Below are 19,390 nucleotides of genomic sequence, written 5' to 3' on the forward strand. Positions count from 1 at the left end.
GGCGAGAGCGCGTTAATCCTATTCACTATTCACTATTCACTATTCACTATTCACTATTCACTATTCACTATTCACTATTCACTACGGCCTATTCGCTCTCCCGATGTGGCGAAGAACGACATCGGCGGCGATGTCGCCGGAGGGCCTGTCGGTGGCCATGCGTCTGGCAACCTCGCCAAAGCCGTCCTTTTGCCAGGCGCGGTAGGCGGTGTCTGAAAACAGTGCCTCGAGCTGCCGCGCCAGATAGTGCGGCCGCACATACTGGTTGTAGCTTTCCGGCACGACCGGCCGGTCGGCAATAAGGTTGGGCAAAGCAGCGCTCCACACCGTGATCAGGCTCTGCGCCATCAGCATGATCGGATCGAACTTGTAGCAAGAGATCATCGGTACACCCGACAACGCCAGTTCCAGCGACACCGTTCCTGACGCGATCAGCGCCGCATCGGCCTTGCCGAAGGCCTGCCACTTGCGCTCGGGATCGAGGATGACTTCCGGCTCCTGATCCCAGCGCGCCACCGATGTTTTGACCAGTTCGGCGACATGCGGCACCGTCGGCAGCAACAGCCGCAGCCGGTGGCCACGCGCGCGCAGCGCCGACACCGTCTCGCCGAACGGACCGATAAGCCGGCTCACCTCGCCACGCCGCGACCCTGGCAGGACGAGCAGCGTCTTGACGTGATCGGCCGAGAGATCGCGTGGCTGGGCTTGCGCCCTGGCCGCGCCCAGCACGCCTGGATCATGCGTGAGGCGATGTCCGACGTAAGTGCCGGGCGGGCCGCCGAGACGGCTGAGCTCCTTTACCTCGAAAGGCAGGATGCACAGTATGTGGTCGACATACGGCTTCATCGCGGCCGCCCTACCCGGCCGCCACGCCCAGACGCTCGGGCAGACATAATGGACGATCGGGATCGACGGATCGGCGGCGCGGATCTTTTTGGCGACGCGCAGCGAGAAATCGGGGCTGTCGATGGTGATCAGACAGTCGGGTTTTTCGGCGGCAACAGCACTTGCCGTCTGGCTGATCCGCCGCATCAGGCGCGGCAAGTCACGGAGGATGGCGCTGAGCCCCATCAGCGCGATCTCGGCGCCGTCGAACAGCGGCGCCAGTCCGAGCGCCTGCAGATGCCGCCCGCCAGTGCCGACGAGTTGCACCTCGCGCCCGGTCATGCGCTTCAGCGCCTGCACGATGTCGGCGCCCAGCAGGTCGCCGGATTCTTCGCCGGCGACGATGGCAATCTTCAGCGGCTTCTCAGCTGCCATGGACAGACTCCGCAGCCGGCAGGCCGAACACGAACAGGCCGAGCGCATTGGCGCGCGCGACAACGGCGGGGCCTTCGAGGATGAGCGAACGGCCGGCTTCGACGGCAATGCCGGCCAGCCCCGCGGCATGCGCCGCCTCGACGGTCCGGGGGCCAATAGATGGCAGATCGGCACGCAATTCCTGGCCAGGCTTGGCGCATTTGACCAGGACACCGCGCGTCTTGCCGGCCAGCCTGCCATGGCCGCGCAACTGCTGCGTCCGCTCGAGCAGTCCGTGGGTGCCCTCGACGCCTTCCAGGGCAACAGTGCGGCCACCGATGGCAATTGCCGCCTGACCAATGTCGAGCGCGCCGATGGCCTTTGCCGCCGCGTGTGCCGCCTCGATATCGCGCCAGTCGGACTTTCGCGGCGCTGCTTTGGTCAGCGGCCCTTCGGCCGCGACGAGCCGGGGCACGACTTCATGCGCACCGACAACCTTGACGCCCCGTGCCTCCAGGCCGCGGGTCAATATCTTCAACAGCCCGTCATCGCCGCGGGCAAGCGCCATGGCGAGCGAGGGTATAAGTGCCAGTAGCCCAAGGTTCGGACGCATGTCGACCAACCGCGGCCTGCGCCTGATCTCGCCGGCAAGCACAAGATGGGTGATTCGCCGGCGCCTCAGCAACGCAACCAGCGAGCCGATGTCTTCCAGCGCAAGGCTTTCATGCTCATAGATTGTGAGGTCGGACTGACGGTCGGCCTGACCTTCGACCAGGATGATGACGGGCGGATGTCCGGCCTCCGCCAGGCCGGCGGCAACTTCGACCGGCAAGCTACCGCCGCCGGCAATGATGCCGACCCTGGCGTCCGGCGCAAGATCGAGGCCCGTTGAAGTGGCCTCAGCCTTCGTCATCGGCATCGTCGCCGTCGCCACCCTTAAGCGACGGGACGGCAAAATGCCGCTTGCCGCGACTGGTGATGAAATCGATGATTTTCATGGCCGTCGGCGACGACGCAAACTCGGCCTTGGCGAATTCGATGTTCTCGCCGACAGTGCGGGAGCGGTCGAAGATGGTCTTGTAAGCCTTGCGCAGCAGGTAGATTTCGGCGCGCGGCAACCCGGCGCGCTTCAGGCCGATTATGTTGAGTCCACGCAGGCTGGCGCGATTGCCCACCGCAATGGCGTAGGGAATGACATCGCCGACAAAAGCCGAGCAGCCGCCGAGAAAGGCGTTGTCACCAACACGCACGAACTGATGAACGGCGCTGAGGCCGCCAATATAGACGCTGTCACCGACCTCGCAATGGCCGCCCAGGGTCGCGCCATTGGCGAAGGTGGCGTTTTTACCGACGACGCAATCATGGGCAATGTGGGCATAGGCAAGGAAATTGCCGTTGTCGCCGACGGTCGTCTCGCCGCGGCTGGAATCGGTGCCGAGATGCATGGTCACGCCTTCGCGGATCGTGCAGTTCTGGCCGATGACCAAAGTGGTGCGGCCGCCCTTGTGCTTGGTGTTCTGCGGCGGTCCGCCCAGTGTCGCCATTGGATAGACCTTGGTCGCGGCGCCAATGGTTGTCGCGCCCAGCACCGAGACATGGCTGACCAGTTCGACGCGGTCACCGATCACGGCGTCAGCGCCGACATAGCAGAAAGGTCCTATTGCGGCGCCTTCGCCGATCTGCGCGCCGGCCTCGATGACGGCCGAGGGGTGGATTGAAGTCTGTATTTTCATGAGCATTTCGAACCGTCAGCCGGTAACCATCATTGCCGAGATCTCGGCTTCGGCGGCCTTTGTGCCCTCCACCATGGCCTCGCAGGCGAATTTGAGCAGGTTGCCGCGCATCTTGATTTTCTTGACGTGGATTTTCAACTGGTCGCCCGGGACGACCGGTTTGCGGAATTTCGCATTATCGATGGTCAGGAAATAGACCAGCGACGGCTTTTCCGTGTTGAGGTTACGGATGCAGATCGCGCCGGCGGTCTGCGCCATGGCCTCGACGATGAGCACGCCCGGCATCACCGGCTGATCCGGGAAATGGCCCTGGAAATGCGGCTCATTGATGGTCACGTTCTTGATGCCGATGGCAGAATCATTGCCGTCGATTTCGATGATGCGATCGATCATCAGGAAGGGATAGCGATGCGGTAAAAGCTTCATCAACCCCAATATATCGACCGCTTCGAGCGTCGCCGGCACCATCTCAGCTACTTCCCCCTTCGCCCTGCTTGCGCGTCCTGGCGAGCTTCCTCAGCATGGCGATCTCGCGCATGGCTTCCGCCATCGGCTGCGCCGGATAGCCTCCCCAGATCTCGCCCGCCGGCACGTTGCTCATGAACCCGCTTCTTGCAGCAAGCTTGGCCCCTGATCCGATGGTCAAATGATCGGCAAGGCCAACGCCGCCGCCCATGGTGACACCATCACCGACGGTGACGGAGCCGGAAATACCAGAGAGCCCGGCAATAATGCAATTGCGGCCGATGCGAACGTTATGGGCGATCTGCACCAGATTGTCGATCTTGGTGCCCTGACCGATGACCGTATCCGACATGGCGCCGCGATCGACGGTCGTGTTCGAGCCGATTTCGACATCGTCCTGGATGATGACGCGGCCGACCTGCGGCACACGCTCAGGGCCTTTGGCGCCGCCGACAAAGCCGAAGCCGTCCTGGCCTATCCTGGCGCCGCCATGAATGATGACGCGGTTGCCGATCAGCGCATACTGAACACTGACACCCGGCCCAATGTAGCCGTCACGGCCGATCTGGCAGGAGGGGCCGATAACGGCGTGGGGGGCAATGACCGTTCCGCTGCCGATGGAAGCGCGGGGGCCGATGACCGCTCCGGCCTCGATGATCGCCCCGGCCTCGATATGCGCCGAGGCATCGACATGAGCTTGCGGCGAGACCCCGGTTTCGCTGGTCATCGGTCCCGGCGTAGCCGCCGTCGGGAACAGCAGCCGGCCGATCATGGCGAAGGCCTGCTGCGGGCGCGGATGAACCAGAACCGCAATGCCTGCCGGCGCCTTGCCCGCGAACTCGGCGGGACAAAACACGGCCGCCGCCTTCAGCGACTGCATCAGCGCGAAATTGCGCTTGCCGTCGACGAAGACGAGCGCACCCTCGCCGCCTTCATTGGCTGGCGCCAACGCATCGATCGATATGTGGGCAAAATCGGAATCGACAAGCGATGCGCCGGTCAGATTCGCGACTTCGCCAGCCGTATACCGGCGTGATGGCGCGAAGAACACCGGATCGGTCATTCCAGAAGCAATATCCAGCTAGGTCGGATCAATTCTCTTCCGGACCCCAACGGCCCGGAAGCATCGTTACCGCAAGATCAGAAGCGGCTCGACATGCCGAAGTTGAATTCCTGCACGTCGTCGGTCTTTTCCTTCTTGACGGGCATCGCGTAGTCAATGCGGATCGGGCCGAAAGGCGATGACCACAACAAGCCGACACCAACCGAGGCGCGCAACTTCATATCGACCGAGGCCTGATCGACGCCGGCGGTGTCGATCTTGCTGCCGTACAGTGTGGCGGCATCAGCAAACACAGCGCCGCGCACACCAAAGCTTTCCGGAATGACCGGTATCGGAAATTGAGCTTCCGCCGACGCATTGAAATAGGTGGTGCCGCCGAGGTGATCACCACCAGAACCCGGCGTAATATCGGCAGGGCCGATGCCGCCATACTCGAAGCCGCGGATCATGCGGTCGCTGCTCTGGAACTGATCGAAGATACGCAAGCCGTCACCGCCGAAGCCCTGAATATGGCCAGCGCCGCCTGAGATCAGGCCAACCAGATCCAGCTGTTCGGACAGCGTCTGGTAGACAGTGCCACGACCGGTAACCTTGACGAATTTGGCATCGCCACCAAGGCCGGCCACTTCCACGGTCGTGGTGGCGTAGATGCCTTCATGCGGACTCTTCATGTCGTCGATGGTGTTGTAGACCAGTCCCAGGCTGACCGACGACTTGATCCACGGGCTATCATTGATGCCCTCGACGATGGCTTTAGAAATGTGGCAGTCAGCGTCCGGAATCTCATCGTGGGGAGTATCATCGCAACCGTCGTCGAGCTTGTACTTCTCCTGGGCGATATTGTACGCCAACTGCGTCGAGATGTTGTCGGTGATCGGCAGGCCGAAGCGCACCGTCGCACCCAGCGTCTCGCTGTCATAGTGGTCGTAGTTGCGGGTCTGCTGGAAGATATCGAAGCCGGCGGCGATACGGCGCCCCAGGAAATAGGGTTCGGTGAAGGACAGGCTGTAGTCCCGCGAATTCTTGCCGCCACCCGCCGAAACCTTGATGTACTGGCCGCGACCGAGGAAGTTGCGCTCCGCGACCGAACCTTCGACAGACGGACCGGCAGTGTCGCCACCGGTCGAATAACCTGCGCCAACCGAGAACTCGCCGGTCGATTTCTCGACCACGTCGACCACGAGCACGACCTGGTCTGGCTCAGAACCCGGGACAGTCGAAACGTCGACTTTCTCAAAGTAATCTAGCTTTTCCAGCCGCTTCTTCGCGCGCTGGATGAGTACCTGGTTGAAGGCGTCGCCTTCGCTGACATCGAACTCACGACGAATGACATAGTCGCGTGTGCGGTCGTTGCCGCGGATTTCGATGCGCTCGATATAGGCCTTGGTGCCCTGGTCGATCGTATAGACGACCGAAATGGTGTGGTTCTCGAAGTTGCGATCACCGCGAGGCGTCACCTGGGCGAAGGCATAGCCCGAACCCGCGACCTTTTCGGTCAGCGCAATGATGGTGTCCTCGACATCCTTGGCGTTGTAGACGTCGCCCTTGTGGGTCTGAACCACCGATTCCAGCGCCTTCGAGTCGACTTCGGGAATGGTGCTCTCGACGCTGACGTCGCCGAACGTATAGCGGTCGCCTTCCTGGACGGTGATGGTAACGGTGTACTGGTTGGTCGTGTCGTCGAGCTCGCCGACAGCTGAGACCACCTGGAAGTCGGCATAGCCGTGATTGTAATAGAAGCGGCGCAGCGATTCCTGGTCGGCGCGGAGCTTGTCCTCGTCATAGACGTCGTCACGCAGCACGAAGGACAGGAAGCTCGAGCGCTTGGTGGCGATGACGTCAGACAGGCGGCGGCTCGAATAGGCGCTGTTGCCGACGAAATTGACAGCGGCGATCTTGGTGCGGCCGCCTTCGTTGATGTTGAAGACCACGTTCACGCGGTTGTCGCCGAGATCCATGATCTGCGTCGTGACAGTGGCGTCATCGCGGCCAATCCGCCTGTAGGCAGCCTTCACCGCCTCGACATCGGAGTCCAGCGTTGCCTGCGAGAACGTCCCGCGCGGCTTCAACTGCACGGCGACTGCCAGCGCATTGTCCTTGAGCTTCTTGTTGCCCTGGAACAGAACCTGGTTGACGACCTGATATTCGGCAACCTTGACCACCAGCGTCGAACCGACCTGATTGATCTGCACGTCCGAGAACAGCCCGGTGCCGAACAGCGCCTTGACCGCATCGTCGATATCGGCGCTGGAAAACGCCTTGCCCGGCTTGATGGTGATGTAGTTGCGGATGGTGTCGGCGTCGACACGCTGGTTGCCGCTGACCTCGACTCTCGAGACAACGGCTGCCTGCGCCGCAGATGTGGCAACGAACTGCACGGCGAGCGCACCTGGTACAACCAGAGCGGCGGACATAGCCACCGCGGACGCGGCGCTCAAAAATTTGGATGCTGCCTTCATCGGGCTTTTGTACCTTTTCTCGAAGTCCCCACGGCGAGAAAACCGGACGTGCGGTAATTTCTCCTACCGTATTAACCGGATTTTCCCTACACGCAAGGCTTCTGGTTAATTTGTAATTACTTAACCCTGATGCGTGGCTTTCGCGTCACGCATACCCCCGTGCATGGTAAACGGCGTCTCAACATTGCCGGTGCTGAAGCCAAATTTCTTCATGATTTCAGCACCCAAACAGATCGTTCCAGAAGACGAAGCCCATAAATCCCAGCACCAGAAAGAGGCCGGCCCGGTATCCCATTTCCATCATCCGCTCCGATACCGGACGCCGGAAAACGGCTTCGAGTGCGTAGAACAGGAGATGGCCGCCGTCGAGGGGGGGAATCGGCAAAAGGTTCAGAATTCCGATCCCGACCGATAGCCCGGCGACGAGTTGCACCAGCCATAGGAAGCCCAGCTTTGCCGCCTGCCCCGACATCTTGGCGATCTTGATGGGGCCGCCCAGCTGGCATTTGTCTTCGCGGCCGACAACGAATCGCTGCAGGAACTGGCCGGTGCGCTGAATGACGTGCCCCGTCTCCTCGACCGCGGCGCCGACTGCTCCGACAGGGCTGTAGGTGATCAGCCTGGGCTGGCCGACATCCTTGTTGTTGACGACGCCGATGACGGCCACCTTGACCTTGTTGCCCAGCGCGTCCAGCTGCTCCATCGGCTCCGGCGTCGCGACGACGGTGACCTCCTTGCCGTCGCGCAACATGGTGAAGGTGATGGCGTCGCCGCCGCGGCCTGAGACCACGCGTTGGACGTCGGCGAAGGTCTCAACCTTGCTGCCGTCGACGGCGACGAATCGGTCGCCTGGCAAAATGCCGGCCCTTTCGGCTGGACTGCCGGCGGTGACCGCCGCCACCATCGGCTCAAACACAGGGCGGCCATAGAGGGAAAACAGCACGGCAAAGACGGCAATGGTCAAAAGGAAGTTGAACAACGGTCCGGCCACCACCGTGGCGGCGCGTTTCCAGATGGGTTGCGTGTGGAAGGCGACCTTGCGTTCAGCGTCAGTCAGCGTTTCCAGATCTTCCGAACTCGGCTGGCTCGACGTGGCGCTCATGTCGCCGACGAATTTGACATAACCGCCGAGCGGTATGGCGCAGAGCTTCCAGCGCGTGCCGTGGCTGTCGTTGAAGCCGAGAAGTTCGGGGCCGAAGCCGATCGAAAAGGCCTTCACGCCAATGCCGCACCAGCGGCCGACCAGGTAATGGCCCATTTCGTGAATGAAGACGACCACGGTCAGCACGAACAGAAACGGCACCAGCGTGCCGAGGACAAAGCCTTCCGTGCTGAAAAACGCGTGAAGAATTTCGTTCAAGTCATGCCCTCAAATTCACCCGCGGCAAAAGGTGTCGCCGCGACTGTGACATCAATCCAGGCGAATCCGTGGCGTGCGCCATTTCTTCGCCGTGAAATATCACTCAAGCCGGAAACAGCCCCTGCGCCGGATGATCGGCGCCCGCCGAAATCCAGCCGATCACGTATAGGGCAAAAGCCGCCGCGACAAGCCCGTCCACCCTGTCCATGACACCGCCATGCCCGGGTATCAACGCGCTTGAATCCTTGCGGCCGTGGCGGCGCTTGACCCAGGATTCGAAGAGATCGCCAGCCTGGGCAACAATCGACAGCACCAGCGCAACCAAGGCGAGGACGCCAAGATTGCCGGCCCCGGCGGCGGCAGCCAGAAGCACGCCGGCGGCCACGCCGCCGACAGCGCCGCCAAGCGCGCCGCTCTGCGTCTTGCCGGGGGATATAGATGGCGCGAGCTTGGGCCCACCGACGGAGCGGCCGACGAAATAGGCGAAGATGTCGGTCGCCCAGACCACGGCGAACAGAAACAGGATTGCGACCAGGCCGGGATGGTCGCCGCCGCGCAGCAGCGCCAGCGATAAGCCGGACAAAGCCGCGTAGGCAAGACCGGCTGCATCCCATTGCGCCGCTCCACGCATACGGGCGCCGATAGCAGCGACCACAACCATGGCCAGGACAAGAGACAGAAGCCACGATGCCGGCACGCCTGCAACCAGGGCGACGACGAAAACCAGAAGCAGCGCTTCGGGAATGAAGCCGAGGGTCGCACCGGCCAAGGGGCGCGACATGCGCGCCCATTCATAGAAGATGACCGCCGATATCCCGGCGCAAAGCAGGCGGAACCACAGCCCTCCCAACCAGGTCAGGCCAAGCGCTATTGCGGCCAGCACCAGCGCCGAGACGATGCGAAGCTGAAGATTGTTCATCCCGCCGCCGATCACGAGGCAGCGACATCTTGAGCGGCAAGCCCGCCAAAACGGCGCTCGCGGCCAGCAAAATCGCGCAATGCGTCGGCCAGGTGTTCGCGGCTGAAGTCAGGCCAGTAGCAAGGCAGAAAAACCAGTTCGCTGTAGGCTGCCTGCCACAGAAGGAAGTTCGACAGCCGAAGCTCGCCACTGGTGCGGATGACCAGCTCCGGATCGGGAATGCCTGCGGTGTCGAGGGCGCCGGCAAAAGTGTCTGCCGTGATCGCCTCTGCGTCGATCTCGCCGCGCGCCACTGCGGCTGCGAGCTTGCGTGCCGTGCGCACGATCTCGTCGCGCCCGCCATAGTTGAAGGCGATGACCAAGGTCAGCGATTCATTGCGCGCAGTCAGCGATTCGGCCTCTTCCAGCAGGCCCCTGATGTCCGGCTGCAGCCCCGCCCTGTCACCGATGATCCTGACGCGCACGCCGTTCTGGTGCAGTTCGGCCAGATCGCGGCGGATGAACAGTTTCAAAAGCCCCATCAGGTCGCTGACTTCGGCCTTGGGCCGCGACCAGTTTTCCGACGAAAAGGCGTAGACGGTCAGGAAGGAAATGCCGAGACCGGGCGCGGCGCGCACCGTCTTGCGCAGCGCTTCGACGCCGGCGCGATGGCCGGCAAGCCGCGGCATGCCGCGCGCCTTGGCCCAGCGTCCGTTTCCATCCATGATGATCGCGACATGCGCGGGCGTTGCCATTGTCTCGCTTTCGGGCCGGTGTGGGCCGACCCTAAACCTGCATGATTTCAGCTTCCTTATCGGAAAGCAGGTGATCGATGGTGCTGATCGTCTCGTCGGTCAGCTTCTGGACCTGATCGGAGCGCTTGCGCTGATCGTCCTCGCTGATGTCGCCGTCCTTTTCGGCCTTCTTCAAGAAGTCCATGCCGTCGCGACGGACATGGCGCACCGCGACGCGGGCGTTCTCGGCGTAGCCATGCGAGATCTTGACCAGTTCCTTGCGGCGCTGCTCGTTGAGCTCGGGCAGCGGAATTCTGAGATTGGTGCCGTCGACGATCGGATTGAAGCCGAGATTGGATTCTCTGATGGCACGGTCGACCGCGCCGACCATCGACTTATCCCAGACCGAAACCGAAATCATGCGCGGCTCGGGCACCGACACGTTCGCCACCTGGTTGATGGGCATGGTGGTGCCGTAGGCCTGGACCTGGATGGCGTCGAGCAGATTGCTGGAGGCACGGCCGGTGCGCAGCGAAGCCAAATCGTGCTTGAAGGCGGCGATCGCGCCATCCATGCGCCGCTTGAGGTCGTCGAACTCACCACTCATCTTAGTCTCCTCGACCCGTTTGATCCGGGTTCACTGCTTAGGGCCCATATTCGGACCCTCTTTCGAAAACTGATCCCTTTTTGGAGAGTATACTCCGGATTATTCGTCGGCGACGATCGTGCAACGGCCGCCGCCCCGCAGAATATCGCCGAAACCACCTTTTTCGTGGATCGAATAGACGATTATCGGGATGTTGTTTTCGCGCGCAAGTGCAATTGCGGCGGTATCCATGATCGATAAGCCCTTGTTGATGACTTCGGCATGGCTGATGCGCTCGAAGCGGGTCGCATTCGGATCCTTCTTGGGATCGGCCGAATAGACGCCGTCGACCTGGGTGCCCTTGAACAACGCGTCGGCGCCGATCTCGGCGGCGCGCAAGGCCGCGGCCGAATCGGTGGTGAAGAACGGATTGCCGGTGCCGCCGGCGAAAATGACGACCTTGCCCTGGTTCATATAGGCGGTGGCCTGGCGCTGGGAAAAACTCTCGCACAGTTCGGGCATGGCGATGGCCGACAGCACGACGGCATCGACGCCGATCTTGTTCAGCGAGGTGCGCAGCGCCAGCGAGTTGATGACGGTGGCCAGCATGCCCATGTGGTCGCCGGTGACGCGGTCGCCGCCCTTGGATGCCACCGCCACGCCGCGAAAGATATTGCCGCCGCCAATGACGACGCCGACCTCGATGCCAAGCGCGCGGGCTTCGGCGATGTCGGCGGCGATTCGGTCGACCACCGAGACGTCGATGCCGAAATGCTGCTCGCCCATCAACGCTTCGCCCGAGGCTTTCAGCAGGACACGTCGATAGAGGGGCTTTGCCGTCATCTGGACCTCGTCATTGATTGCGTGTGGCAGCCTGGGCAGGCCGCCCTCGCGCGGGCGCCGCCGCTGGCGCGATGCCGAGTTCCGATACACGAAGGGCGCCGCGATGTCACGCGGCGCCCCTCGCCCAATTCCGCCTTCCCGTCGCGGCCCGTCAGTTGCTGGTGATGCTGACGGCGTCGCCCTCGACCAGCAGCGGCGGCGCATAACCCAACGGTTTGTCGCCGGTCACGGCGCCGCCGGTAACCCGGGCTTGTATGTCGGACCCGAAATAGGCGTACGGGAATGGCGGCGGTGTCTTGCTGACCGTATCCAGCCGCGCGCGAAGCTCGGCGGGTAAAGTGAAATCCAACGCCGCCAGATTGTCCTGCAACTGTGCCAGCTTGGTGGCGCCAAGAATCACGGTGGCGATGCCCGGTTGCGTTGCCACCCAGTTGAGCGCGACCTGCGCCATGCTGTGTCCGAGTTCGGCGGCCACTTTTTCGAGTTCCGCCACGATCGCCCAGTTGCGCTCGGTGAACTTCTGGAACCCCGGATGAGTGGTGTTGCGAAAGCCGTCGAGCCGGCCGACATGGCCGTCCTGCGTCGGCCGGTACTTGCCGCTGAGCAGGCCGCTGGCCAGCGGGCTCCACACCATGATTCCTGCGCCATGGCGGGTGCCGAAGGGCACGAACTCATTTTCGATCGAACGCTCCGCCAGCGAATATTCAAGCTGCAGGGCCGACACCGGCTCGTAGCCGCGCCACTCGGCGATCGTCTGCGCGCGGGCAGCATACCAGGCCGGCACATCGGACAGGCCGACATGGCGAATTTTGCCCGCACGCACGAGATCATCCGTCGTGCGCATGACCTCCTCGGCCGGCGTCAGCCCGTCCCAGACATGGAGGAGGTAGAGGTCGATATAGTCAGTGCCCAACCGCTTCAGCGAGGCGTCCACGGCGCGCAAGATGTTCTTGCGGCCATTGCCGCCGGCGTTCGGATTGCCGGGCTCCGCGTTGAAGGTGAATTTCGTGGCGATCACCGCTTTGTCGCGCAAGCCCCGCTCGGCGATGAATTCGCCGAGCCAGGTTTCGGCTGTGCCGCCGGTGTAGAGGTCGGCGGTGTCGAAGAAATTGCCGCCGGCCTCGACATAGGCGTCGGCCATGGCGCGCGCGGTTTCCCTGTCCGCGCCCCAGCCCCATTCGGTGCCAAAGGTCATGGTGCCCAGTGCCAGCCGGCTGACGCGCAGGCCGCTGTTGCCCAGTGTGTAATAGCTCATGGTCATGGTGTTTTTCCTATCCTGATTTCTTGACGCCGGCTCACTGGCCAGGCGTCATCTTGACCCAGGGATTGCCGCGCTCATGCGTGGCGCGGAAAACGAAGCCGTCGACTTTCCAGCCGGTCCCGGAGCGAACCAGATGGTGCTCGTAGGTGCCCCAGACTTCCCACAGCGGGTCGCCATTGCCTTCCATCCGGTTCCAGGCATAGCCGTTCGAAGAGACGGTCGCCGCGTCCGCCTCAAAGATCACCTGGTGATTGGTGCGCAGATGCAGGCTGGTCTTGCTGCCCCTGAGGTTGCCGGCCCAGGTACCGATCAGATTGTCGGAGGGGATGGTGGCGGCAGGCTGTCCTGACAGGCTGCTGAAGTCGACGGTGACACGGTCGGCGAAATAGGAGCGGGCAAGCTTCCAGTCCTGCGCATCGACGGCACGGTCGATGGCATCGGCGATGCGGATGACGGCGCGTTCGTCGGCGAGCGCGCGCCAACCGGACGGCTCGGCGCCGCCGGCATCGACCGGCGCTAGGGCAAGGCCTGCGGCGAAGGTAGCGTGTTTCAAGGCATCCATCTCTCTTCTCCTTTGTGCATCGGTGATGGCAATATGGGTCAGCCTGTCGGCATCGAGAAGATTGAAGTGTTCGCAAGGACTATGCGATATCATGCATGAATGGACCGGGATCTGCTCAGTCATTTGCCTGTCATCGTCGCCGTTGCCCGACGCGGCGGCTTTGCGCTAGCTGCGGCCGAACTGGGCATGTCCCCATCCGCCGTCAGCCATGCGGTGCGCCTCGTGGAGGAGCGGATCGGCCAGCCGCTGTTTGCGCGCACCACGCGCAGCGTCTCGCTGACGGAAGCCGGCAAGGCGCTGGTGGACACAGCAGCCCCTGCCCTCCAGGATATCGCCGACCGGATGGACCGCATCCGAGCCATCAAGGGCCGGCCCTCCGGCTTGCTCAGGTTGAACGTTCCCAACATCGCCGTTCCACTTGCCGTCACTCCCGTGGCCGCCGCGATGGCTGAACGCTATCCTGATGTGACCATCGAATTGCTCACCGACCAGGGGCTGGTGGACATTGTCGGCGAGGGTTTTGATGCCGGCATCCGGCTGGGCGAGATGATCGCACAGGACATGGTCACGGTCCGGCTGACGCCGCCATTCAACGCCGTGATCGTCGCCTCCCCCGCCTATGTCGGCCGGCATGGCCGTCCGCGCGGTGTGGCGGATCTTTCGGACCACAATTGCATCGGCTACCGGCTTGTGCGCTCCGGCGCACTCTATCGCTGGGACCTGACTGAGGACGGCAAGGATGTCGTGGCCGAGACGAAGGGTACGGTCATCGTCACCGATTCGCTGGCCGCGATCGACCTTGCGCTTGCCGGCGTCGGGCTGACCTATGTGTTCGAGCCGCTGGTGCGCGCGGAATTGGCCGCCGGCCGCCTCGTTCAGATCCTGCCGCAAACGGCGATCGAGGAGCCCGGCCTCTTCCTCTACTTCCCGCGCAGGGCGTCGATGGCGCCAAAGCTCAGGGCCTTCATCGACACCGCACAAGAAATTGGCCGAGCATCCTTGCGGACGCCCGGCCGAGTTGCCTGAGCTGAGAAGCCCTTTTCGGGGCTATTTTTAAAACTACTTCTTCACCGCCGCCGCGACTTCCGCCGCGAAATCGGTCTCTTCCTTTTCGATGCCTTCGCCCAGCGCAAAGCGCAGATAGGCGGAGATCTTGGCCGGAGCGCCGATGTCCTTCTCGGCATCCTTCAGCGCCTGCTCGACAGTGATGTCGGGATTGAGCACGAAGGCCTGCTTGAGGAGCACGACTTCCTCGTAGAACTTGCGCAGGCGGCCTTCGACCATCTTTTCGATGATCGCTTCCGGCTTGCCGGACTGGCGCGCCTGGTCGGCGAAGATCGCCTTCTCGCGCTCGACCGCTGCCGGATCGATCTGCTCGGCGGTCAAAGCCAGCGGGTTGGTGGCGGCGACATGCATGGCGACCTGGCGGCCAAAGGCGTTGGCGGCATGCTCATTGCCCGTGGTCTCGATCGCGACCAGAACGCCGAGCTTGCCAAGACCATCGGCAACCGCATTGTGCACGTAGGTTGCGACAGCACCGTGCGGGACGGTGAGCTTGGCCGAACGGCGGAAGCTCATGTTCTCGCCAATGGTGCCAACGGCGTCCTTGATGGTGTCAGTGACCGACTTGTCCGAACCAGGATACTTTGCGGCAGAGACAGCCTCCGTCGTGCCATAAGCAAGCGCGACCTTGGCGACATTGCGAACGATCTCCTGGAACTGCTCGTTGCGGGCCACGAAATCGGTCTCGGAGTTAACCTCGACGATGGCGGCCTCGCGGACGCCGGAGTCGACGCCGATCAGGCCTTCGGCGGCAGTACGGCCAGCCTTCTTGTCGGCCTTGGAAATGCCCTTCTTGCGCAGCCAGTCGACGGCCTCTTCGATGTTGCCGTTGGTCTCGGTCAACGCCGCCTTGCAGTCCATCATGCCCGCGCCGGTCAAGTCGCGGAGTTCTTTGACCTGTGCAGCCGAAATGCTCATTGTCGCCTCTTTGTTTTAAATGCACCGACGCACCACCGGTACTCGGTGATGCGTCCGTCTAGCGTGCCAAATATGAGAATGATGAAGGCCGCAACCGACCTTCGATTGTCAAGCTTCCGGAGCGTCCGCAGCCGGGGCCGGAGCCGGATCAAGCGCCGGTTCGACCGGAGCTTCGACCGAGGCGCCGATGTCGACGCCGAGCGCGCCCTGCTGGCGGGCGATGCCGTCGATGGCAGCCTTGGCGATCAGGTCGCAATAGAGCTGGATGGCGCGCGCCGCGTCGTCATTACCGGGGATCGGGAAGTCGATCTTGTCCGGATCGCAGTTCGAATCGATGATGGCAACGACCGGAATGCCGAGGCGCTTGGCCTCGAGAATGGCGATCGCTTCCTTGTTGGTGTCGATGACGAACATCAGGTCGGGGGTCGAGCCCATGTCCTTGATACCGCCGAGCGCCTTGTCGAGCTTCTCGCGCTCGCGGTCGAGGTTCAGGCGTTCCTTCTTGGTCAGGCCCTGGGCCTCACCGGCCAGCATCTCGTCGAGCTTGCGCAGGCGCTGGATCGAATTCGAGATCGTCTTCCAGTTGGTCAGCATGCCGCCGAGCCAACGCGAATTGACATAATACTGGGCCGAACGCTGCGCCGCGTCAGCGACGATATCCGAAGCCTGGCGCTTGGTGCCGACGAACAGCACGCGACCGCCCTTGGCAACGGTGTCGGAAACCTGCTTCAGAGCCTGGTGCAGCAAAGGCACCGTCTGCGACAGGTCGATGATGTGGATGTTGTTGCGGGCGCCGTAGATGTAAGGCGCCATCTTCGGGTTCCAGCGGTGGGTCTGGTGGCCGAAGTGAATGCCAGCTTCCAAAAGCTGGCGCATGCTGAAATCAGGCAGTGCCATTCTTAGTTCCTTTTCCGGTTAGCCTCCACGGACACAGGCATTTTTGGACTTTGTCCTCGAACGCCACCGGAGGTTTCAGCCGGATTTCTCCCGGGCAGACACCAAAGTCCGTGTGTGGAATGAGCGCGCATATAGAGGGGAAGCGCTGCAAACGCAAGCGGTGAGGTGCTTCATCGCTCAGCGCGCGGCAATCAGCGCTCCGGTCCCGATCATGGCGCTGCCGGCGAACCGGTTCATCAGCCGCATGCGTCCGGGCGTCCTGAACCAGCCGGATGCCCTGCCCGCCAGCGCGGCGTAGATGCCCATGGTGAGAATATTGGCGCCGACGACGACTGCCACCACCAGCAGGCCGTCGGCAAACGTCATGGTGTCGAGGTTGAGGATCAGCGGCATGATCGAGGCGTGGAACAGGATCGCCTTCGGGTTGCCGAGCGCCACGGAGGCGCCAAGCAGGAACGCGACAATCCGGTTTGGGGGATTCCTTGCGCGGCCGATTGCGCGGCCGCGGCCCGCCACATCTTGATGCCGAGGAAAATCAGGTAGGCCGCACCGGCGTATTTCAACAGGAGAAACACCCATTCGAAGGTCTGGGCCAGCGCCACCAGCCCGAGCAGTGCCAAGGTGACCAGCACGGCATCACCGGCGGCAATGCCCATTCCGGCGACGAACGCACGCAGGAAGCCGCGTGCCACGCCGTTGGTGATCACCGTGAACATCGCCGGTCGTCCCGGCGTGGCGGCGGCAAGTGTGATGGCAAGGCAATAAGCCAGGAATGCCGTTAGCGTCACGACCGGCCCTTTCCGTTGGGTACCCGTACGCGCCTGAAGATCGCAACGATCTCCTCGCGGCTGCATTCGATGGCGCCGAGCCGCACCGCCCGGTCGCGCTCGAAGCCGGTTATGTCATAGTGCGGCGCCGATGTCCTGGGCGGCCCTTGGTAGGACGAACGCTTGACGCCAAGTTCGGCGGCGAAACGATGCAGTTCGTCCGTATCGTCGGCCATCAGGTGGCACCAGCGATGGCCGGCCCATTTCCAGATTGCCGCATCGACATAGACCGCCATCGGGAACTGCCATCAAGCCTGCCGTGGCCAGCGCCGCATTGTTGCTATTTCGAGACGGGGCAAGGCTTGGTCTGATCGAACAGCGACAGGTTGACCAGCTTTCCGGTCATCGAGAACTCGCCATAGTCCATTGTGAGGTCGCGGGTGATGCCGTTCTCGTGCAGCTTGAAGCTGATGCGGTATTCCGGCACCTCTTCGCCCGATTTGTCGGTCTCGTCGAAATAGGCGATGTCGACCGGCCAGTATTTGTCGCCGGCAAGCTTGGCCAGCGCCGGCGCTTCGGGGTCGGCCTTGTCGCCCTCGGCCTTCTTGCCGACGATGACGGTGGTGGTCATCACCTTGTTGGCATCCTCCGAACCGTCGAACAGGCTGGTTTCGTAGAAATTCTCGCCCTTCTCGGCCTTGCCGATCAGTTCGACCAGATGCTGGGTCGGGAACTGGGTGGTGGCAAGTTCCAGGCTGTTCTTCTCGGGCTTGTCAATGTCGACTTTGAGGCCCTTGGTCTCTTTCGTGGCGGTGCCCTTGACCTCCTTGTCGAGGTTCTGGTCGACGAAGGATTTGGTCACGAACGAGAAGGTCTTGCCTTCGGCGTCCTCGAACGTGGTCGTCTGCTGGTCGGTCAGCCTGGTGTTGTCGCCGGTGGCGATCTGGGTGACGAAACGGAATTTTACCGTATAGCCCTCGCAGGGCGAGCCGTTGAACTCATAGACCATGCGGCCGGAAATGCCGGTGATACCCGAGCGGTCCGACGCCTTGTCGAGGGTAAGATCGTAGACGGCGCGATGCGCCTGCAGCGCCGGCACGGCAAAGGCTGGAGCCATCGAGAACAGCACCGGAAAGAGAACGGCGTGGAAGGCAAGGCGCGTTGCGCGCATAAGGGGCTCCGATCGTCGCAGCTGATGGCAGGCCGCAGGTAAAGATGGTCCAGCTTAAAAAAAGTCGTGGCGGAAGCGGAGGCAAAAATAGCAATTTCGGCTCGGCCAGCGCGGCGTCTCCAAGCAATAGGGAAATACCATGAGTGAAACAATCGAAAAGCGGCTAAGCGATCTCGGCGTGACGATACCTGCCGCCGCAGCGCCCGCCGCGAACTATGTGCCCTATTGCAGGTCCGGCAATCTTTTGTTCACCGCCGGGCAGTTGCCGCTCAAGGACGGCAAGCTGCAGGCAAGCGGCCTGCTCGGCCGCGACGTCGATACCGCAACCGGCAAGGAAGGCGCAAAGTACTGTGCAATCAACATCTTGGCGCAGGCAAAAGCAGCACTTGGCGATCTCGAAAAAATCCAGCGGCTGGTCAAGATCACCGTCTTTGTTGCATCAGTGCCGGATTTCGTCGAGCAGCATCTGGTCGCCAACGGCGCCTCCGATTTCCTGGTCGCAGCCCTTGGCGAGCGCGGCAAGCATGCCCGCTCCGCCGTCGGCACCGCCTGTCTGCCGCTTAATGCCGCAGTGGAAATCGAAGCCGTCTTCGAGGTCGCATGAGCAGGACCAAGACAATGACCGACCTTTCCTGGCTGACCGCCCGCCCGGTGGCGCATCGCGGCTTTCACGACATGAACAAGACGCGCTGGGAAAACACGCTGTCGGCCTTCGCTGCTGCCGCCGAGCGCGGCTATGCGATCGAATGCGACGTGCATTTGTCGTCCGACCGCGTCCCCGTCATCATTCATGACGGCGATCTCAGGCGGTTGACCGGCCAGGACGGCTTCGTCTGGCAGCGCACGGCAGCGGAACTGGCGGCGCTCAGGATCGGCGGCACCAAGGACCATGTGCCGACACTGCAAGAAGCGCTCGACTTGGTCGACGGCCGTGTGCCGATGGTTGTCGAACTGAAGGGTGTGCCCGGTTACGACGAGGGCTTGGTGGCAAGCGTCGGCAAGATGCTGGAGCGCTACAAGGCCAAGGCGGCGATCATGTCGTTCGACCACTGGCTGGTCCGCGATTTCCCCAGGGATGCGCCAGGAATTCCGGGCGGGCTCACGGCCTATGGCAAGGACAACCAGTTGATCGAGGCGCATTTCGCCATGCTGGCGCATGACCTCGCCTTCACCTCCTATGCCGCGGGCGATCTGCCGAACCCGTTCGTCAGCTTCGTGCGCGAAAGGCTTAAAATGCCTGTCATCACCTGGACGGTGCATGACCAGCCGGCGGTGGATCTCACTTTCAAATACGCCGACCAGATGACGTTCGAAGGGTTCGAACCCGATCTGGTCAATGTCGCCTGATGGAAGTGCCTGAAACGTGACTTGT

At 62.5% G+C, this 19,390-nt stretch carries 22 protein-coding genes; 3 read left to right on the plus strand and 19 right to left on the minus strand.

Annotated elements, in window-relative coordinates; genetic code table 11:
- Positions 1 to 81 precede the first annotated feature (81 nt).
- The 13 genes from lpxB to ACYG9Y_RS11785 form a co-directional block, all read right to left on the minus strand.
- Positions 82 to 1,260 (minus strand): lipid-A-disaccharide synthase, encoded by a 1,179-nt coding sequence (gene lpxB, locus ACYG9Y_RS11725; RefSeq protein WP_023684699.1) that lies wholly within the window; start codon positions 1,258 to 1,260, stop codon positions 82 to 84.
- Positions 1,250 to 2,152, minus strand: a complete 903-nt coding sequence (locus ACYG9Y_RS11730) for an LpxI family protein (RefSeq protein ID WP_023684698.1) — start codon at positions 2,150 to 2,152, stop codon at positions 1,250 to 1,252. Before ACYG9Y_RS11730 ends, lpxB begins: the two co-directional genes overlap by 11 nt.
- On the minus strand, positions 2,139 to 2,972 hold the full coding sequence (lpxA, locus tag ACYG9Y_RS11735) for an acyl-ACP--UDP-N-acetylglucosamine O-acyltransferase (protein WP_023706235.1): 834 nt from the start codon (positions 2,970 to 2,972) through the stop codon (positions 2,139 to 2,141). Before lpxA ends, ACYG9Y_RS11730 begins: the two co-directional genes overlap by 14 nt.
- Before the next feature lie 15 nt (positions 2,973 to 2,987).
- A complete protein-coding gene (fabZ, locus tag ACYG9Y_RS11740; protein ID WP_023684696.1) occupies positions 2,988 to 3,440 on the minus strand; it encodes a 3-hydroxyacyl-ACP dehydratase FabZ in 453 nt (150 codons plus the stop codon).
- 1 nt (position 3,441) lies between these two features.
- Positions 3,442 to 4,500 (minus strand): UDP-3-O-(3-hydroxymyristoyl)glucosamine N-acyltransferase, encoded by a 1,059-nt coding sequence (lpxD, locus tag ACYG9Y_RS11745; RefSeq protein ID WP_023684695.1) that lies wholly within the window; start codon positions 4,498 to 4,500, stop codon positions 3,442 to 3,444.
- Positions 4,501 to 4,577: 77 nt separating this feature from the next.
- Positions 4,578 to 6,959 (minus strand): outer membrane protein assembly factor BamA, encoded by a 2,382-nt coding sequence (gene bamA, locus ACYG9Y_RS11750; protein ID WP_023738713.1) that lies wholly within the window; start codon positions 6,957 to 6,959, stop codon positions 4,578 to 4,580.
- A 217-nt stretch (positions 6,960 to 7,176) separates the two neighbouring features.
- Positions 7,177 to 8,319 carry an RIP metalloprotease RseP gene (gene rseP / locus ACYG9Y_RS11755; RefSeq protein ID WP_023738712.1) on the minus strand — a complete coding sequence of 381 codons (1,143 nt, stop codon included), beginning with the start codon at positions 8,317 to 8,319 and terminating at the stop codon, positions 7,177 to 7,179.
- 103 nt (positions 8,320 to 8,422) lie between these two features.
- Positions 8,423 to 9,238 (minus strand): phosphatidate cytidylyltransferase, encoded by an 816-nt coding sequence (locus tag ACYG9Y_RS11760; protein WP_023738711.1) that lies wholly within the window; start codon positions 9,236 to 9,238, stop codon positions 8,423 to 8,425.
- Between the two features lie 11 nt (positions 9,239 to 9,249).
- Positions 9,250 to 9,972: an isoprenyl transferase gene (locus ACYG9Y_RS11765; protein ID WP_023748403.1), complete on the minus strand. Its 723-nt coding sequence runs from the start codon at positions 9,970 to 9,972 to the stop codon at positions 9,250 to 9,252.
- A gap of 31 nt (positions 9,973 to 10,003) precedes the next feature.
- On the minus strand, positions 10,004 to 10,558 hold the full coding sequence (gene frr, locus ACYG9Y_RS11770; protein WP_023671027.1) for a ribosome recycling factor: 555 nt from the start codon (positions 10,556 to 10,558) through the stop codon (positions 10,004 to 10,006).
- A 99-nt stretch (positions 10,559 to 10,657) separates the two neighbouring features.
- The gene (gene pyrH, locus ACYG9Y_RS11775) at positions 10,658 to 11,380 is read right to left on the minus strand and encodes a UMP kinase (protein ID WP_023671026.1); all 723 of its coding nucleotides are present in this window, start codon (positions 11,378 to 11,380) and stop codon (positions 10,658 to 10,660) included.
- 151 nt (positions 11,381 to 11,531) lie between these two features.
- The gene (locus ACYG9Y_RS11780; protein WP_023738710.1) at positions 11,532 to 12,641 is read right to left on the minus strand and encodes an aldo/keto reductase; all 1,110 of its coding nucleotides are present in this window, start codon (positions 12,639 to 12,641) and stop codon (positions 11,532 to 11,534) included.
- Positions 12,642 to 12,675: 34 nt separating this feature from the next.
- Positions 12,676 to 13,203, minus strand: a complete 528-nt coding sequence (locus tag ACYG9Y_RS11785) for a nuclear transport factor 2 family protein (RefSeq protein WP_023671025.1) — start codon at positions 13,201 to 13,203, stop codon at positions 12,676 to 12,678.
- 99 nt (positions 13,204 to 13,302) lie between these two features.
- Here ACYG9Y_RS11785 and ACYG9Y_RS11790 point away from each other — a divergent pair, with 99 nt between their 5' ends.
- Positions 13,303 to 14,229 (plus strand): LysR family transcriptional regulator, encoded by a 927-nt coding sequence (locus ACYG9Y_RS11790; RefSeq protein WP_023671024.1) that lies wholly within the window; start codon positions 13,303 to 13,305, stop codon positions 14,227 to 14,229.
- A gap of 33 nt (positions 14,230 to 14,262) precedes the next feature.
- Here ACYG9Y_RS11790 and tsf read toward each other — a convergent pair whose 3' ends face one another.
- From tsf to ACYG9Y_RS11820, 6 genes are all read right to left on the minus strand, one after another.
- On the minus strand, positions 14,263 to 15,183 hold the full coding sequence (gene tsf / locus ACYG9Y_RS11795; protein ID WP_023684688.1) for a translation elongation factor Ts: 921 nt from the start codon (positions 15,181 to 15,183) through the stop codon (positions 14,263 to 14,265).
- A 108-nt stretch (positions 15,184 to 15,291) separates the two neighbouring features.
- Positions 15,292 to 16,080 (minus strand): 30S ribosomal protein S2, encoded by a 789-nt coding sequence (gene rpsB, locus ACYG9Y_RS11800; protein ID WP_023671022.1) that lies wholly within the window; start codon positions 16,078 to 16,080, stop codon positions 15,292 to 15,294.
- Positions 16,081 to 16,257: 177 nt separating this feature from the next.
- Positions 16,258 to 16,518, minus strand: a complete 261-nt coding sequence (locus ACYG9Y_RS11805) for a LysE family transporter (protein ID WP_280790902.1) — start codon at positions 16,516 to 16,518, stop codon at positions 16,258 to 16,260.
- Positions 16,464 to 16,796, minus strand: coding sequence for a LysE family translocator (locus tag ACYG9Y_RS11810; protein ID WP_280790901.1), 333 nt, complete (start codon positions 16,794 to 16,796; stop codon positions 16,464 to 16,466). Before ACYG9Y_RS11810 ends, ACYG9Y_RS11805 begins: the two co-directional genes overlap by 55 nt.
- 68 nt (positions 16,797 to 16,864) lie before the next feature.
- Positions 16,865 to 17,143, minus strand: coding sequence for a DUF4031 domain-containing protein (locus ACYG9Y_RS11815; protein ID WP_023671020.1), 279 nt, complete (start codon positions 17,141 to 17,143; stop codon positions 16,865 to 16,867).
- A 44-nt stretch (positions 17,144 to 17,187) separates the two neighbouring features.
- Positions 17,188 to 18,018 carry a cell envelope integrity EipB family protein gene (locus ACYG9Y_RS11820; protein WP_023724373.1) on the minus strand — a complete coding sequence of 277 codons (831 nt, stop codon included), beginning with the start codon at positions 18,016 to 18,018 and terminating at the stop codon, positions 17,188 to 17,190.
- Positions 18,019 to 18,157: 139 nt separating this feature from the next.
- Here ACYG9Y_RS11820 and ACYG9Y_RS11825 point away from each other — a divergent pair, with 139 nt between their 5' ends.
- Together ACYG9Y_RS11825 and ACYG9Y_RS11830 are read left to right on the plus strand one after the other, a co-directional pair.
- Positions 18,158 to 18,622, plus strand: a complete 465-nt coding sequence (locus ACYG9Y_RS11825; protein ID WP_023693441.1) for a RidA family protein — start codon at positions 18,158 to 18,160, stop codon at positions 18,620 to 18,622.
- Positions 18,623 to 18,636: 14 nt separating this feature from the next.
- Positions 18,637 to 19,365, plus strand: coding sequence for a glycerophosphodiester phosphodiesterase (locus ACYG9Y_RS11830; RefSeq protein WP_023738709.1), 729 nt, complete (start codon positions 18,637 to 18,639; stop codon positions 19,363 to 19,365).
- Positions 19,366 to 19,390: the final 25 nt, after the last annotated feature.

This window comes from Mesorhizobium sp. W050, from assembly GCF_054719535.1.

What these genes read in the sequence shown, in the direction of transcription:
- fabZ (WP_023684696.1), bottom strand. Translation starts at nt 3,440, where the DNA reads ATGGTGCCGGCGACGCTCGAAGCGGTCGATATATTGGGGTTGATGAAG.
- ACYG9Y_RS11790 (WP_023671024.1), top strand. Translation starts at nt 13,303, where the DNA reads ATGGACCGGGATCTGCTCAGTCATTTGCCTGTCATCGTCGCCGTTGCC.
- lpxA (WP_023706235.1), bottom strand. Translation starts at nt 2,972, where the DNA reads ATGAAAATACAGACTTCAATCCACCCCTCGGCCGTCATCGAGGCCGGC.
- ACYG9Y_RS11730 (WP_023684698.1), bottom strand. Translation starts at nt 2,152, where the DNA reads ATGACGAAGGCTGAGGCCACTTCAACGGGCCTCGATCTTGCGCCGGAC.
- pyrH (WP_023671026.1), bottom strand. Translation starts at nt 11,380, where the DNA reads ATGACGGCAAAGCCCCTCTATCGACGTGTCCTGCTGAAAGCCTCGGGC.
- ACYG9Y_RS11810 (WP_280790901.1), bottom strand. Translation starts at nt 16,796, where the DNA reads ATGTTCACGGTGATCACCAACGGCGTGGCACGCGGCTTCCTGCGTGCG.
- tsf (WP_023684688.1), bottom strand. Translation starts at nt 15,183, where the DNA reads ATGAGCATTTCGGCTGCACAGGTCAAAGAACTCCGCGACTTGACCGGC.
- bamA (WP_023738713.1), bottom strand. Translation starts at nt 6,959, where the DNA reads ATGAAGGCAGCATCCAAATTTTTGAGCGCCGCGTCCGCGGTGGCTATG.
- lpxB (WP_023684699.1), bottom strand. Translation starts at nt 1,260, where the DNA reads ATGGCAGCTGAGAAGCCGCTGAAGATTGCCATCGTCGCCGGCGAAGAA.
- ACYG9Y_RS11825 (WP_023693441.1), top strand. Translation starts at nt 18,158, where the DNA reads ATGAGTGAAACAATCGAAAAGCGGCTAAGCGATCTCGGCGTGACGATA.
- ACYG9Y_RS11820 (WP_023724373.1), bottom strand. Translation starts at nt 18,018, where the DNA reads ATGCGCGCAACGCGCCTTGCCTTCCACGCCGTTCTCTTTCCGGTGCTG.
- ACYG9Y_RS11785 (WP_023671025.1), bottom strand. Translation starts at nt 13,203, where the DNA reads ATGGATGCCTTGAAACACGCTACCTTCGCCGCAGGCCTTGCCCTAGCG.
- ACYG9Y_RS11765 (WP_023748403.1), bottom strand. Translation starts at nt 9,972, where the DNA reads ATGGCAACGCCCGCGCATGTCGCGATCATCATGGATGGAAACGGACGC.
- ACYG9Y_RS11760 (WP_023738711.1), bottom strand. Translation starts at nt 9,238, where the DNA reads ATGAACAATCTTCAGCTTCGCATCGTCTCGGCGCTGGTGCTGGCCGCA.
- frr (WP_023671027.1), bottom strand. Translation starts at nt 10,558, where the DNA reads ATGAGTGGTGAGTTCGACGACCTCAAGCGGCGCATGGATGGCGCGATC.
- rpsB (WP_023671022.1), bottom strand. Translation starts at nt 16,080, where the DNA reads ATGGCACTGCCTGATTTCAGCATGCGCCAGCTTTTGGAAGCTGGCATT.
- ACYG9Y_RS11830 (WP_023738709.1), top strand. Translation starts at nt 18,637, where the DNA reads ATGACCGACCTTTCCTGGCTGACCGCCCGCCCGGTGGCGCATCGCGGC.
- lpxD (WP_023684695.1), bottom strand. Translation starts at nt 4,500, where the DNA reads ATGACCGATCCGGTGTTCTTCGCGCCATCACGCCGGTATACGGCTGGC.
- ACYG9Y_RS11815 (WP_023671020.1), bottom strand. Translation starts at nt 17,143, where the DNA reads ATGGCGGTCTATGTCGATGCGGCAATCTGGAAATGGGCCGGCCATCGC.
- ACYG9Y_RS11780 (WP_023738710.1), bottom strand. Translation starts at nt 12,641, where the DNA reads ATGACCATGAGCTATTACACACTGGGCAACAGCGGCCTGCGCGTCAGC.